Genomic DNA, 12,463 nt, shown 5'->3' with positions numbered 1-12,463 from the left:
CGACGGAAGGGTGCTTCATCGCAAGCTGAAGCGCCCTTTTTTAGCATTTGTGATCGACAGGATCGGGCAAGAAACAGGCAGGACCGTTTCTAGCTGGAGCGGGGGGTAGGCCATAAAATGCTTGGAGTTGGCGCGGGATGCGCTGAAGTCCAATCGATGATGGAATTACCCTATGAAAACCTGGTTTATCACCGGGACCAATCGTGGTCTCGGCCTGGAAATTGCGCGCGCCGCCCTTGAAGCTGGCGATGCCGTCATCGCCACGGCACGCAGCCCACAGCAGATCGATGAGGCCTTGGTGGGCTTTGCCGACAGGCTCCAGACGATCCCTCTCGATGTCACAAACCACACGGCGGTCGATGAAGCTGTGAGCGCGGCGAAGGCGCGGTTCGGTCGGATCGACGTTCTTGTCAACAATGCTGGTTATGGTCAGCTTGGCGCGTTCGAGGAGATCGCCCCGCAAACCGTGTCGCGGCAGTTCGCCACCAACGTTTTCGGCGTGTTCGATGTCACACGGGCCGTTTTGCCGATCATGCGGGCGCAGCGCTCCGGTCATATCATCACGATATCGTCGATCGCCGGTATGCAAGGCTTTGAAGGCTCGTCGGTCTATTGCGCCACCAAACACGCGGTGTCCGGTTGGTCGGAAGGCCTTGCCCACGAGGTGGCCCTGTTCGGCATCAGGGTGACCTGTGTCTATCCCGGCCGCTTCCGGACTGACTTTCTCGATGGCAGTTCCGTGCGCTATGGCGATTTTGTAATTGAAGACTATGAAGCCGCTTCCGCCCAGCATCGGCAGGCGCTTGACGCCAACAATCATCAGCAGATTGGCGACCCAAGGAAGTTTGCTGCGGCAATGCTTGCGTTGGTGAGAGCGGAAAAGCCTCCCGTTTGGCTCGCAGCGGGCTCTGATGCCTATGCTGTATTCAACAATAAATCCGCAATGCTTGCGGAGAATATCGAACGATGGAAGGATACGGTCCTGTCAACGGACTTTTAGGCAACAGACATAGAGGCTGGAGCCGCAGGGGGAGTGGAGTGGGCATTCATGCATGCGGCAGCTGTCACGGCAACGGAAGAGATTGAACGCGCGCGTCACCGGATGCGCGAGCTTGTTGAACGATACCTTCCGCATGACGGATCTCTTGCCACTGCCATTCCCGGCCTCTCCCTGCATCGGCGCGCGTCGCCGATGCAGCCTGATTCTTCGCTCTACGAACCGTCCTTCGCGTTCATCATTAAAGGAATGAAGCGCGTTGTCGTGGGGGATGAGACCTATCTCTACGATCAGGATCATTTCCTCCTGACAGCCGTCGGCCTACCGACCATTGTCCAAGTGCTCAATGCGAGCGCATCGACCCCCTATGTTGCGTTCAAGCTGGACATAGATCTCGACCTGGCGCGAGACCTGATTGCCGAGGTTGATCAGCTTGGATACGTACCGGAGGCCAACGGATCCGGCATGGCTGTCGGGCCGGTGACACCGGAACTGGCAAGCGCCGCGATGCGGTTGATCGACTTGTTGGCTCACCCAGGTGACATTCCCATCCTGGCGCGCTCCCTTCAGCGAGAAGTCATCTACCGGATTGTGACGGGGCCGGTTGGCAGCCGATTGAGGCATGCAATCCAAGTGGGTACGCAAACCAACCGCGTCTCGACCGCAATCAGGTGGCTGCGCGACAATTTCGACCAGCCGATCCGCATCGAGGCGTTGGCGAGCATTGCCGGCATGGGCGAATCCACCTTGCACCATCATTTCCGCGCGCTAACGGCGATGAGCCCTCTCCAATACCAGAAACATCTGCGTCTCCATGAGGCGCGCAGATTGATGATAGCCGATCGACTGGACGCGGGCAGCGCGGCGCTTCGCGTCGGCTATGAAAGTGTTACCCAGTTCAATCGCGAGTATCGCAGGCTCTTCGGCGCACCGCCAAAAACCGACGTGCGAACGATTCTTGAAACCGTCTTCTAAACAGAGATCTTCGGGAAGCGGCATCATTCGATGGCGGAAGCCCGGGGGCCACAACGCGCCAGATTATGGCTATTCTCGCACAGGCCAGCTTGAACGAAGCGGAGAGATACACAACCAGCGCCAAACCGGTCAGACTGGCCGACGATAACGGCGCGGCCTGACGGATTGAACGCTCGCGGAGAGCGAGCGGGTGCTTGCAGAACACGTTGAAGAGGCGGCGAGCAATCGCCGCCTCTTCAGTTTCTCGCCGAGGCTTCCATGGAGAGTGGCGTCGGCCTGTCAGGCTGCGATCACAAACCGGCCCCGCCATTCCGCTCGAAAGCGGCGCTGATAATGATCTTCACGTCGTCGCCGATGAGGGGCACGTAAGTCTTCACGCCGAAATCGCTGCGCTTGATGGCGCCGGTCGCCTCGAAGCCTACCGTGTACTGCTTGTTGATCGGGTTCGTTCCGGCACCGTTGAACACCGCATCGAGCGTCACGGGCTTCGTCACGCCGTGGAACGTCAGGTCGCCCGTCACCTTCGCGGTGCGGTCGCCCGTCCGTTCGATCTGCTTCGCCTTGAAAGTGATTTCCGGGAATTTCGCGGCGTCGAACCAGTCGGCGGCCTTCAGTTCGCCGTCGAGCTTGGCGTTGCTGGTGGAGACGGATTTCGTCGGGATACGGATATCGAGCGAACTTTTTTCGATGGATGCGGGCGCGAGGGTGAGCTTGCCGGAGACGCCGGTAAACTCGCCATACCAGGTCGAAAAGCCCATATGCGACACGGCGAAAAGCACGCGGGTGTGGCTGGCTTCGACCGTGTACGTCCCTTCCTGAACGGCCGCCGGTGCGACCTCGGCCGGAGCTTGGGCGGAAGCCTGAAGCGAGAGCATCGGCAGGGCGACGAACGCTGCGGCTAGAAATTTTCGGCTGATTTTCATGGTTCGGTCTTACCTTTTGTTTGACGTTTCAGGCAGCAAGAGAGGAAATTTCTTCGCGCGCGGCGGCGAGCGCGGCCTCGCGCGCATCCGCACCGCGGCTGATGTTCTCGGCTCGGATGATGGAGATGTCGGTGATGCCGATGAAGCCAAGGGCGATCTTCAAATGGTCTTCCTGATGATCGGCCGCCTTCTGTCCATAGGAGCCGCCTCGCGATGAGACGATGAAGGCTTTTTTGCCGCCCGGCAGAAGACCTTCCGGACCCTCGGCCGTATAGCGGAAGGTGCGGCCCGCGATGAGGATGCGGTCGACCCACGCCTTGAGCTGGCTCGAAATCCCGAAATTGTACATGGGCGCGCCGATGACGAGGACGCTCGCCTCAAAAACGGTGTCGAGAAGTTTCGCGCCATCGGCGATGTCGGCTGCAAGCGTGTCGTTCTCTGGCGCCGCACCCTGGAAAACCGCAATGTGAGCCGGTGACAGATGCAGCAGCGGCTCTGCGACGAGGTCGCGATAGACCACCTCGATGCCTGGATGGAGCGCGCGCTGGCGCGCGACGGTTTCGGCCGATAGCGCGCGGGAGACAGAATGCTGCCCGAGAACGCTTGAATCGATGTGCAGGAGTTTCAAGGCTGAATTCCTTCCGAGATCGGTTGCATGCGGCTGGCGCCGGATGACGTGACTGTTAAGATAGAGGATGAAATCCAGCGGAATAGGCTATATATTTCGATAAGTAATATCGCTCAGTCGGATAGGTATGCTGGACACTCTCTCGCTCGACCAATTGCGTCTGTTCATCGCCGCCGCCGAGGAGGGAAGCTTTTCCGCTGCCGGCAGGCGGCTCAATCGCGCTCAGTCGGTGATCAGCCAGACCATCCTCAATCTTGAGGCGCAGCTTGGCGTGGCGCTGTTTGACCGGAGCGGTCGTTATCCGGTGCTGACCGACCAGGGACGGATTCTTCTGGCGGACGCGAAAGGCATCCTGCGAGCGACGGACTCGCTCAAGGCGAGGGCGAAAGGGATGGCCGCCGGGCTGGAGCCCGAACTGTCGGTTGTCGTGGACGTGATGTTTCCGATGCGTGTGCTGACAAAGGTTGCCGCCCTATTCGGCACCGTCTTTCCCGGAACGTCGCTCCGGCTTTACGTCGAAGCGCTCGGCGGCGTCGCCAAAGCCGTCTTGTCGCGCCAGTGTGCGCTCGGCGTGATGGGCTCTCTCACGCTGGAGCGGCCGGAGCTTTTGCGCGAGCGTCTTCTCGGGGTGCGGATGGTGGTCGTCACCTCGCCCCGGCATGCGCTTGCCGCGTTTCATGGCCCGATACCGCGCTGCATGCTGGCCGATCATCTGCAACTCGTGCTGACCGATCGCACGGACCTGTCGGAAGGGCAGGAATTCAACGTTCTGTCTCCACGCAACTGGCGACTGGCGGACATGAGCGCCAAGCACGCGTTTCTGCGCGAGGGGCTCGGCTGGGGCAGCATGCCTTTCGATATGGTCGAACGAGACCTCGCGGAAGGCGAGCTTGTCGAAATCGAGCTTCAGGATGCCGATGGCGCCAACTTCATCATGCCGATGTACGCCACTTACCGCACCGATGCCCCACCCGGCCCCGCAGGCCGCTGGCTTATCAACCGCCTGAAGGAGGCCTAGCACGACGGGTGAAGCGCAGATGGCGTTCTGTTTTATTCCATTGCAAGCGAGCCCGCACGCGCGTGGTGTCGTCGGCCGACGGGTGACGGCCGGTTGGGGCGGCAGGAATCCGAACGCCTCCGTAAGCGGGTCCGATTTTGACACCGCCTTTCAAGGTAGCGTTTTGATTCGTGTTATTCTGTATCAATGTTGTTTCATTTGTTAAAATATGAACAAGAAATCTTTCGCGTTGTGGCGTCGCTCAGTTGGTTACTCCCTTGATCAAGCCGCGCGCGCTTGGTCTTGCCTGCAGCACGGTATGTCATCTACAGCGCGGCTACGACGGCGATAGCCGCCCGCTTCGTCGCCTTTGACCGAGCGGGCACTTCGCTTCGCATCGGAATATGTCATCGATGCCGATGGAAAGGCGGCGGCGATGCGCGCCGGGTATACTGAAAAGAGTTCGGCAAACACGGCTACGCGCCTCCTTGGCGATCCGCGCATCCAGGCGATCATCGGGGAGGCACGCACTCGTGTCGCGGCATCCGCAGAGGTCACGGCTGAGCGCGTGATCGGTCGACTTGCCGAGATCGCGTTCGCTCCGATCGCGGACAAGCCGACCTTGAAGCATCAGCTGGTTGCGCTTGGGCAGCTCACGCGCTTCTTTGCGCCGTCTCGTGTCGAATTGTCCGGCTCGGTCACCATGATTGATCCCGACGCGGTACGCCGCGAGCTTGCCGCGAAACTCGAAAGGATCGCGAGCACCCTTCCTTCATCGAGTGCAAAATCATGATCAATCATTATCGAACGCAGCTTGATGCGCACGATATCGATGCGTTCGCGACCGCTTGCTATTGGCTCGACTTGGGGCAAGAGGACACATTTGAAGCACGCCTTGCAGGCACGCGCCTGCTTGCCCTGGCGACCGCTGCCTATAGGGGGGTGCCGGATGCCTGGTGATCGAGGCGACCGTGAACACGTCCCGCCCGCTGGCGCTCCTGCGCACGGACGAAGCTCGCGCGCTTTTCCGCGAACTGCGCGCCGATAGCTTCCGCCGCGTTGGCATTTCGCCTCGCGACCGGCGGCGCGTGACCACACTCGCGCTTGTCGCGGCGCTTCCTGTCGAGCGCAGTTCATCGGCGCGACGAGCCGATTTTCGCTCCCCGCAGGGGTAGACTTCTTTCGCCTTCGCGGCAGCAGGCGTTCGATTTCTGGTTCGTTCGAAAAGGCCGTTTGCTGCCTTTCGGGTTGTTGGCAGGGACGTCCCTTCCTGAAGGGCAAGCGGCAGTGCTCGCGTGGCGTTCCAACTGCGAGAGGACAAAAGCGATTTGATCTCCGGAGTTCAACTGCACAAACGCCGCCATTGGTTTCGAGTCAGCCGTTTCGGTCCACACAAAAAAAGGCGGCGAGATGTCTCGCCGCCAGACTGCTGACAAACCCCGTCATTTTGGCGGGGTTTTTTGTTGGTTGGCTTTTTGAGGGGGGGATGAAGGGGGCCTGGAAAGACGTTTGCCCGCTTACGCCGGCATGGGCGCCGGTTTCGCGAGCGCCAGGGCGATCTTTTTCATGTTCTGCGCTGCGGCGGCGAGCAGGCATTGGCATGAGACCTTGATCAGGCCGCGAAAGCGGGCGTAGCGGGGGCCGAAGAGCTGCTTGGCGTCGGCGAAGGAGCGCTCCACGGTTTCCTTTCGGCGCTTGTAGACGGCCTTGCCCCAGGCGGTGAGGCGATGGCTGTCGGCTTTCTCGCGCGCCTCGGCCCAGACGTGGCGGGTGATCGTGCGTTCCGCCTTGGCGTTGGCGGTGCAAGAGGCGATAAGCGGGCAGGCCCTGCAGACAGCGGGATCGCTTTTATAATGGCGGTAGGCCGCGCGGTCCGTGGTGGCGTAGGGCAGAAGCTCTCCGTGCGGGCAGCGATAGGCGTCGAGGTCCTTGTCGTAGGCAAACGCCTTTCGGCTGACCTTGGTCTCCTTGACAGCGGGCTCGCGCGGCTTGTCTTTCAAAGGCTTCTTTCCATGGGCGAGCCGGTCCTCGTCGATGGCCGCGTCCAGCGCATCCCAGTAGTCGGCGCGCGACTTCGCGACCCTCGCCATGTCGAAGCGGTTCTTGTTGGCGTTCGCCTTCAGATGCGTGGAGTCGGTGTAAAGTGCGGTCCCGTCGACCAGACCGTGGCGGATCGCTTGCTCGACGATGGCGTCGAAAATGTCCTGAGCGACCGAGGCGTCGCGATAGCGCCGCCGCCGGTTCTGCGACAGCGTCGAAGCGTCGAACACCGGATCGGTGAGCTTCAGCCCCAGAAACCAGCGATAGGCGACATTGACCTCGATCTCGCGCACGAGCCGGCGCTCCGAGCGAACCCCGAACAGATAGCCGATGAACAAGGCCTTGAACATCAGGACGGGATCGAGAGCGGGGCGGCCGTTATCGGCGCAGTAGAGACCCGCAACCCGGTCGCGGATGAAGGAAAAGTCGACCGCCGCTTCGATCCTGCGCAGAAGGTGGTCCTTCGGGACCAATCCTTCGATGCTCACCATCTCAAGCGTCGTCTGTTGGGGAACCGGTTTCTTCAGCATGCCCCAACTGAATCAAAAAGATCTCGCCAACGCGAGAGCTTTGTCAGCAGTCTGGCGGCGAGATGTCTCGCCGCCTTCGCTATAGAACCCTTGCCGATGCTTACCAGCGAATGCGCACGCCACCCGTCCCGGCGTAGCTCTCGCCGCGCTCCGAAAACTCGCCGTCGAAGGCAGCGAACACCGCCACGTCCTTCGAGATGTCGAGCTTGAAGCCAGCATTCACGCGCGCCACGTCTTCCGCCGCCGAAGCGCCGTCAATCCGGAAGGTCGAACCCGGCAGCGCAATGAACGACGCCTTGTTGTAGCGGTCGGCATTGAACTCATGCTCCCACGATACGCGAGCATAAGGCGTCAGCACCCAGCTTTCGTTGAGCGTCGTCTTCGTGTCGATCTGAATGCCAAGGAAAGCCTTATCCGAATCGATGTCCACCGAGCTCACGCGGAGCGCCGCGAGGTTCGAGCCGACGCCGGTCTCAGAGAAGGCGTCGTTCGAGAGCTGCGCAAGTTGGTAGCCAGCAAACGGCGTCACCGTCACGCCGCCCGCGTTGTATTTATAGCCAGCCTCGAAGCGGGAGATCCACTCATCGCTGGAGAAAGTGCCGCGCAGCTTGTCAACGCTACCAAGGCCGTCGACGAAGCGGGTCGTCTTGTTGTCGAAATGGCCGTAAGCGATCGTGCTTGCGCCGTAGAAGTTGCCCCAGGTCGCCCGGCTGTAGAGAGCGATGTGGCCGCCTTCGCTGACGCCGGTCGTAGCGCGGTCGTTAACGGAGAAGTTCGAGTTCGAGAAGCCGCCCGCGATGCCGACGAGCAGGTTTTTGGTAGCTTGGTAGTCGATACCGCCCGCAACGCCCGAGGTGTGGTTCGACAGGTCCGCACTGCCGACGCCTGTCTCGCCGTCGAGCGTGGCGTACTGGCCGAAACCGCTTGCCCAGATACGGCCGCGGCTGGCGATTGCGCCTTCATAGCCAGGCTCGTCCTTGAGGGACGCGGAGCCGCCGTCCTTAAGGCCGAACACGTCGTTGCGGCGGTCGTCAGCCCAGAAAGTGGCCTGGCCTAGCACCGTGGTCACGAACAGGTTGCCCGCGTTGAGCGCTGTCTGCTGCTGGCCGGTAATCCCCTCGCCGCCGAGCGAAGTGAACGCCGACGGGGCGGTCGCGACGGTGTTGTTGGCGATAAGCGCGTTCAGGAATTGTGCGCCGGTTGTGCCGAAGTTACCCGCGTTACCCGCTGTATCTATGGCCGAAGCAACGGACTTCTGATTTTGAGTTTGAGCGGCATTCGCAAAGTGAGATTGAAGTATTACCTGCAATTGCGGATCGCCGACCACCGACAGCTTGCCGGTAAACAAGGTCATCAGGTTGCCGCTGGAGGAGGTGTCGACGGAAATCGACGAAACAGCCCCGGCCGGAAGCTTGGAGCCATTGTAGTCGATCGCGGTGCTGTTCAGCAGAGTATAGGTCGTGCCCGGCAGGAAGACGCCCGTCAGCTGAACCTTGGAGCCAGCCTTGAAATCGGTCGTGCCATTGACGGTAAGGCCTTGATAGGACGTCGTGCCGCTGCCCTTCGCGCCGAACGCGCCGCCGCTCTTGATGGTGACATCACCGGTCACCGTGCCCGAACCGCCGAACACGCCGCCATTGCCGACCGTCACCGGAACGTTCAGCTTGTCGCCGCTGGCGAGAAGAAGCTTCGTCGTAATGCCCTTCGGATCGATGAAGTAGTTCGCGGCATCGTAGAGATTGATGCGCGACCAGTAGCTGAGATCTGTGCCGACGAAGGCCGTGATTGCATCAACTTCGGTGTTGGCAATGATCTGCTTGATCGTGTCAGTCGAAAGGTTGCCGTAGATTCCGCCTGTCGTCGAGGTGCCGATAAGCCCTTCGATCGTCTTTGCTGCCGTGCTGTCGCCACCATAGACCGTCACGAGCAAGATGGAGGCATCCTTGCCATGCGTGTCGGTAAGTTCCTTCGCGATAGCCGTGGTAGGCAGGCCATAGGTCAGGCGCGCCCGGTAGGTGGCCGCGTTCTCGGCGGAATAAGCGTAGGGATCATTTGCCGTCGTGAGGGAGCTTTTCACGACATCGGCAATGCTCGTGAACGACGTGCCGTTCTGCGAGTTCACGAGGCTGAGAAGTGTAGATCGATCACTATACGCGTTCGCAAAGGTCTGCTGGAAATTGAGCGCGGTCGTGCTGCCGACGGTGTTGGTATTCTGGTAAGCCGGATCGGTTGCAGTCAGGAGTTGCGCCAATTCATACTGCACGAATGAGCGGCTCGCTATGATGTCGAGTGCATAATGCACGCCGAGAACGATGCGGCTGTTCGCGTATTCCGAAGCCCGCAACAGCATGCTGTCGAAGCGCTCGGGCACGAGCATGCCGAGCAGGATCGAGTCGGTGTAGGCGTAGGTGGTGTGACCGCTCGGGAAGGCCGGGTTCGTCGCGAGGCCAGTCAGCGCGGTCGGGTCGAAGCCGTTGATATCGGCCGAAACCTGAACCGGGCGCGCATCGCCGTAGGACGGCTTATCGATGATCGTGCCGTTGTTCGAAGTGACATAGGCCCCATTCGTTACGTATTCCGTATCGTAAACACTTGAAGAGGCAGCACGTATTCCGCTGCCGGCCGGCAGCGTGTAGCCCGCAGGCGCGACCGCAGCAGTAGCGGCCAGCGTGGGGCTGTTGGTCGAAACTGACCCGTTGGCGAAATAGGCCTTGGCAACACCCGCGTCGCTGCTCGTGAAGCTGTAGGCCGTCGTCAGCAGGGAGGCGGTATTTTTCATCGGCACATTGGCGAGCGTGATCGTGGTGCCGCTCGTATTGGTGCCGACGCCCGCTTGATAGGCAGCGCCGAGAGCCGAGCCGTAACCGCCGACCGCCTGGACGGGGTTCAGGCCGTTACCGATAGTCCCCTGCGTGGCGGGTAAGCCGCCGGCAAGGTTCGCGGCAACGCCATAGCCGCCCTTCGTGGTCGTGGAAACCTTTTGCGTTGCGCTATCGTACGAATAGATGGTGATCGAATTCGAGACGCTGCCGAAAAGGTTCTTGTCGCTGATGGCGAGTTCTTCCACCGTCAGCGTGTCTTTATGACCGTTGAGGACGGCGACGCTTGCCGCGTTGTTGTTGACGGCGACGGTCTGGCTCAGATTAAGCGCCAGCGTCTGGTGGCCGATGTCCGTGCCGTTCAGGCTGAGGAACGGCGAAAGGAGATTGAGGACGTTGACATTTGCCACCGTCACGTTAGCGGCGGGAGCATCGGCAGCGGCCGCCGGCGAGGAAAATGCAGCGGCGGCGATGGCAAGCGCAGCCGTGCTCATGAATGCGCCGAAACGGCGCGATGACTGGAAGGTCATTTTTAGTAGCCCTTGTGCCCAAAAGCGGATCTTGGATTCCGCACAAGGGCAGATACGCTCGGCGCTATGCGGGCATGTGACAGCTCGATGACGAGCGGCTTTTACGCGGAACCTGTGGCGTTCGCACCACGAAAGTTGCGGGAAAGAGGCCTTCCGGCTGCTGCGCCTTGCCAGGCCCTGAATCAGACTATGCTCCTCCCGACATCAGACTGATCGCAGAGCACACCGTGAATCTTCACCGCGCTGAATGGCGTCGTTCCAGACCGCATGCGCTCGCTATTCAGCTATAGGTGTAGGGTATCCCGTGGTGGCCGGAAGACGGATCAGGATCGGCGTGGCGCTTAGCTTGGCTGACCTTAACTTCTGGAAATAGTTGTAATGCAGGCGCGCTTTGTCCCGTGCGGTATTTCCGCTCTCGACCCTGGCTGTGTGGAAAGTCCCGGTTTTGGGTCGAAGTTCTCTTTCTGAAAGAGCCTGTGAAACGATGCGCGAGGGCTTAGGAGAGTTGCAGACGCCTTCCGTTGGCGCGTAAAGGCGGATCTAGGTCGTTCAGGCCCTGATCGCGGCCATCAGCGGGCCGGCCCCAAGTATGTTCATCACCCGCTTCAGATTATGGGCCAGCACGTGCAGCGCCATTTCGGACGCTACCTTCTTCATCGTCCTTGTCAGAAAGTGGGTGGCGCCCATCCAGGATTTCAGCGTCCCAAAGGGATGCTCCGAAGTCTCCCGCCTGACACGCATCATCTGCGGGTTCTCGTCGAGCCTTTGCTGGACAGTTTCCAGAACGTGTTCGTGCTCCCAGCGGGTGATCCGGCGTTGGACCCCTGATGTGCAGCGCGCCTTGATCGAGCAGGCGGCGCAAACGTTGGTCCAGTAACGCCGCAAGGTGAGGCCGCGCTCTTGAGTGCTGAAATAGTATTTGAGGCTCTCGCCGGCCGGGCAAATATAGACATCCTCAGCCGCCACATAACGGAAGTCAGCCTTGACGAACATGCCCCTGAGCCTGTTGTTCGACGTATGAGCCTTCGGCAAAGTGACGGCGATGCCGGCCTCCTCGCAGGCCAAGATCTGTTCGCTTTCAAAGTAGCCCCGGTCTGCGACAACCTCCAGGCGCTCCGCCTCCAGCGCCTCCTTGGCCTTCATCGCCATGGAAAAAAGCTGTTCGTGGTCGTGACCTGTGTTGGTGACCTCATGCGCCACGATGAGGTGATGCCTGGTCTCGACCGCCGTCTGCACGTTATAGCCCACCATGCCCGTGCCCCGGCCGCTCGTCTTCATTGACCTCGCATCGGGATCGGTCAGCGAAATCTGCTGATCGGGCGCTTCCAACATCTGCGCTTCGAGCTTCGACAGGCGCTGCATCTCCTGTTTCAGGATTGCAATCTTGTCCTTGAGCCGCGCGGTCTTGGTCTCGCGCGCCATCGAAGGCTCTTGCCGGTCCGCGCTGTCGAGCTGCTGCAGATAGCGGGCGACGCTCTCCCGATTTGCGCCATGCGCCTCGCCATCTTGTTCTTGGTGAAATTCCTGTCGCGGTTGTTCACGGCCTTGAACTTACTGCCGTCGATGGCGACAACCGCCTCGGTGAACAGCCCCATCTTCCGGCACAGGACAACAAACTGGGAGCAGACCTTGCGAATGGCCGGGCCATTGTCCTTGCGGAAATCGGCGATGGTTTTGTGATCAGGCGCAAGCCGCCCAGTCAGCCACATCACCTCGACGTTGCGGCCTGCTTCGCGCTCAAGCCGGCGGCCCGACTGCACGCGGTTCAGATAACCGTAGATGTAAAGCTTGAGCAGCATGGCGGGATGATAAGCGGGGCGGCCCGCCGCTTCCCGGCTTACGCCATCGAAGCCAAGACTGGCCATATCGAGACCATCAACGAAAACATCGACTACGCGAACAGGATTGTCCTCGCCGATCCAGTCCTCCAAGCACTCCGGAAACAAGGTGCTCTGACTGCGGTCCGTCCCCTCGACAAAGCGCTTCATCCAGCGATCCCCTGCAAATCACCGTCGGAATCGTAG

Annotated in this window: 10 protein-coding genes and 1 pseudogene; 6 read left to right on the top strand and 5 right to left on the bottom strand. The window is 60.5% G+C overall.

Going from position 1 to position 12,463, the window contains the following annotated elements; all coding sequences use genetic code 11:
• The first annotated feature begins 172 nt into the window (after positions 1-172).
• Together EK416_RS15285 and EK416_RS15280 are read left to right on the top strand one after the other, a co-directional pair.
• Positions 173-1,000 (top strand): oxidoreductase, encoded by an 828-nt coding sequence (locus tag EK416_RS15285; RefSeq protein ID WP_127078986.1) that lies wholly within the window; start codon positions 173-175, stop codon positions 998-1,000.
• A gap of 48 nt (positions 1,001-1,048) precedes the next feature.
• Positions 1,049-1,972, top strand: a complete 924-nt coding sequence (locus tag EK416_RS15280; RefSeq protein ID WP_127078984.1) for an AraC family transcriptional regulator — start codon at positions 1,049-1,051, stop codon at positions 1,970-1,972.
• Between the two features lie 290 nt (positions 1,973-2,262).
• Here EK416_RS15280 and EK416_RS15275 read toward each other — a convergent pair whose 3' ends face one another.
• Both EK416_RS15275 and EK416_RS15270 read right to left on the bottom strand, forming a co-directional pair.
• Positions 2,263-2,895, bottom strand: coding sequence for a YceI family protein (locus EK416_RS15275; RefSeq protein ID WP_127078982.1), 633 nt, complete (start codon positions 2,893-2,895; stop codon positions 2,263-2,265).
• A 28-nt stretch (positions 2,896-2,923) separates the two neighbouring features.
• Positions 2,924-3,523 (bottom strand): FMN-dependent NADH-azoreductase, encoded by a 600-nt coding sequence (locus EK416_RS15270; protein WP_127078980.1) that lies wholly within the window; start codon positions 3,521-3,523, stop codon positions 2,924-2,926.
• 127 nt (positions 3,524-3,650) lie between these two features.
• Here EK416_RS15270 and EK416_RS15265 point away from each other — a divergent pair, with 127 nt between their 5' ends.
• From EK416_RS15265 to EK416_RS15255, 4 genes are all read left to right on the top strand, one after another.
• The gene (locus EK416_RS15265; RefSeq protein WP_127078978.1) at positions 3,651-4,541 is read left to right on the top strand and encodes a LysR family transcriptional regulator; all 891 of its coding nucleotides are present in this window, start codon (positions 3,651-3,653) and stop codon (positions 4,539-4,541) included.
• A 349-nt stretch (positions 4,542-4,890) separates the two neighbouring features.
• Positions 4,891-5,313, top strand: a complete 423-nt coding sequence (locus EK416_RS15260) for a terminase small subunit (protein ID WP_127078976.1) — start codon at positions 4,891-4,893, stop codon at positions 5,311-5,313.
• A complete protein-coding gene (locus tag EK416_RS17780; protein ID WP_164730052.1) occupies positions 5,310-5,480 on the top strand; it encodes a hypothetical protein in 171 nt (56 codons plus the stop codon). Before EK416_RS15260 ends, EK416_RS17780 begins: the two co-directional genes overlap by 4 nt.
• A gap of 11 nt (positions 5,481-5,491) precedes the next feature.
• Positions 5,492-5,695 carry a hypothetical protein gene (locus EK416_RS15255; protein WP_164730051.1) on the top strand — a complete coding sequence of 68 codons (204 nt, stop codon included), beginning with the start codon at positions 5,492-5,494 and terminating at the stop codon, positions 5,693-5,695.
• Between the two features lie 342 nt (positions 5,696-6,037).
• Here the strand turns inward: EK416_RS15255 and EK416_RS15250 are convergent, their stop codons facing one another.
• The 3 genes and pseudogenes from EK416_RS15250 to EK416_RS15240 form a co-directional block, all read right to left on the bottom strand.
• The gene (locus EK416_RS15250; RefSeq protein WP_127078972.1) at positions 6,038-7,090 is read right to left on the bottom strand and encodes a transposase; all 1,053 of its coding nucleotides are present in this window, start codon (positions 7,088-7,090) and stop codon (positions 6,038-6,040) included.
• A gap of 100 nt (positions 7,091-7,190) precedes the next feature.
• The gene (locus tag EK416_RS15245; RefSeq protein WP_127078970.1) at positions 7,191-10,439 is read right to left on the bottom strand and encodes an autotransporter family protein; all 3,249 of its coding nucleotides are present in this window, start codon (positions 10,437-10,439) and stop codon (positions 7,191-7,193) included.
• A gap of 549 nt (positions 10,440-10,988) precedes the next feature.
• Positions 10,989-12,427: pseudogene (locus EK416_RS15240) on the bottom strand (IS1182 family transposase).
• Positions 12,428-12,463 lie beyond the last annotated feature (36 nt).

This window comes from Rhodomicrobium lacus (assembly GCF_003992725.1).
GTDB classification, from domain to species: domain Bacteria; phylum Pseudomonadota; class Alphaproteobacteria; order Rhizobiales; family Rhodomicrobiaceae; genus Rhodomicrobium; species Rhodomicrobium lacus.
This window is presented reverse-complemented; position numbering and strand designations above follow the sequence as displayed.